Origin of the sequence: Ameyamaea chiangmaiensis, from assembly GCF_013376175.1 — a bacterium.
Taxonomy (GTDB): domain Bacteria; phylum Pseudomonadota; class Alphaproteobacteria; order Acetobacterales; family Acetobacteraceae; genus Ameyamaea; species Ameyamaea chiangmaiensis.
On sequence record NZ_JABXXR010000257.1, the window covers coordinates 1 to 2342 of the forward strand.

The following is a 2342-nucleotide window of genomic DNA, read 5'->3' on the forward strand; positions in this document are numbered from 1 at the left end:
CCTGACAGTCGGTCCGGACGGACGGCGGCCCCGTCGCGGGGCCGGCGGGCAGCCTTCAGAACTCGGCCGCGACGGAGCCGAAGAACTGCCGGGGTGCCGCGACGAACAGGTTGGCGTTGTCGTCGCCCGAGACCGAGGCCGCGCCATAGACGCCACCGATGTAATTCTGGTTGGCGACATTGGTGATGCCGAAGGTCGCCTTCATGTCGTGCGCGAACCCTATCCCGCCGAAATCGTACGACAGGTTGAGGTTCGTCGTCCAATAGGCGGGGATCGAGACGTCGTTCAGATACGTCATCGGTCGCGAACTGGTATAGGTCGCGTTGAAATTGAACGTCGCGCGCTTGTACGAATAGGTCAGGTTCGCCTTGTACATGAACTTCGGGTAATAGACCTGATGTTTGCCCTTGATGCTGATCGTCGTGCCGTCATACGGCAGTGCTGCGTCCTCGTACGTGGCATTGTTCCAGCTGAAGCTGTTGGTGATTTCCAGCCCGCGGAACGGACGGATCGCGCCGAGAACATCCGCGCCGTTCATCGTCTCGTGACCGACATTGATGAACGCGGCATAGACGTTGTTGGTTGGTCCTGTCGTGATCGCCGCCAGACGGTTGATGTAATCGGTGTGATAGAAATCGACGCTGCCGGTAAAGAACGTGCTGTTGTAGCGATAGCCCACGACATAGTTCCAGGTCCGTTCGGGGCGCAGTGTCTGCTTGCCCTGGTTGAAGACCGACTGCGCGGTGTTGGTGGCCGTCCCCAGACCGCCCCACGCGTTACCGGAACTGCTCTGCTGGCCGAAATCGTAGGCCCGCATGTTCTCCGCGATGTCCCAGTAGATCTCGTGATGGTCGAGGAAGTGATAATCCCAGTTGAAATGCGGCAGGAACGCGTTTGATGCCGTCAGGCTGCCCGACGCGGGGTGGCTGTAATACGTCCCCCAGGCCGAAAGCCCGGCGGTATTGTCGTAGCTGGTGCCGCCATGGGTCGTCTGGGTCAGCGACCGGAAACCGCCGGTCAGTGTCATGCCGGGGATGATGTGCCACGTGTCCTGAATGAAGAACTGGAACGTGTTGGTGTTGAATGAATCCGCGAACCAGGTGGTCGACTGGTAGGCATAGTAGTTGCTTTTGGAGTTGTGCGCGAAATCCTGTCCGTCTTCATACAGGCGCATGGGGTAATTGAAGCGATCGTTTTCATACCAGAAGCCGGTCTGGATCTCGTTGTTACGCAGCTTGACGGTGAAGTTCTGGGTAAAGCCGATACGGCGCACGTCCGGGTGTCCGGTCTCGTCAGCCATCAGCACGCCCGAGGAGGGCGAGGTCAGGAACGGGTTGGTGCCCTGATAATCACCATTCGACACATGGCCGTAGGCGATCGTGCGCGAGGTGATGAACGAGTTGAGCTGGAACTCCCCGGTCACGGCCGAGAGATAATTCCGCTGCTCCTGCGTGCCGTCATAGGCGAAATCGCCGACCTCGTCATTGGTGATACCCGCGGGCAGACCCGGCGGAATTCCTCCGTTCTGCGCGTAATAGGCGTATTCCTTGGACAGGGCGTAGTTGGGCTTCAGGTAGGTCGTGTCACGCCCCAGCCGCTGCCACAGGTTCTTGGTCAGGCCCATGTAATTGTACTGGTCGAAATTGGAGTAATCGAACACGGCCGTGATCTTGCCGTGCTCGCCCACCGGCTGCACCAGCTTGAAGTTTGCCTGATGCTCCTGCTGGTCACCGTAGCCCTTCCACAGATCCTGCGCCGTCCGCGCATAGGACGCGTAGAACTTCGTGCCCGTCGGGTTCAGCACGCCGCTGTCGACACGCGCGAAGGTGCGAAAGCCGTTGTTGCTGCCAAAAAGCTGGCTGATGCGCCCCCCGGCCTTGTCCAGCGGATCCGCCGTGGTGAACGTCAGCGCGCCGCCCAGCGTCTGGGCCGACGGCACGTCGAGCGCACCGGCCCCCTGCGACATGGTCATGCCCGACAGGTTTTCCTGGATGGCGATCTGGTCGATGCTGAGGCCGTTCCAGTTATGAAAGCCCTGGCCGCCCATCGGGATCCCGTCGACCGCCATGCCGAGCTGCGACTGGTTGAAACCGCGCACATACAGCGTGTTGGCCACGTTATCGAGGCCGAACGCGTCGTCGGAGGCGAAATTCGCACCCGGCGTGGTCAGCGCCAGAACCTGCATCGGGCTTGTGCCGGCCACGAAATGATCCATCGTCTCACGCGTGACGACTTCCACCGCGCCGTGGCTGCGCGTGCGATGCGCGATGACATCGACCGCCTCGTCCGGCGAGACCGGCAGGGTACGAGCGGGCGACGAAGCGCGGCGCGGTGCGGCCGCT

At 61.3% G+C, this 2342-nt stretch carries 1 protein-coding gene; it reads right to left on the reverse strand.

Annotated elements, in window-relative coordinates; genetic code table 11:
• Window positions 1-55 precede the first annotated feature (55 nt).
• Complete coding sequence (locus HUK82_RS16055; RefSeq protein ID WP_394367516.1) at window positions 56-2302, reverse strand: TonB-dependent receptor family protein; 2247 nt, start codon at window positions 2300-2302, stop codon at window positions 56-58.
• Window positions 2303-2342 lie beyond the last annotated feature (40 nt).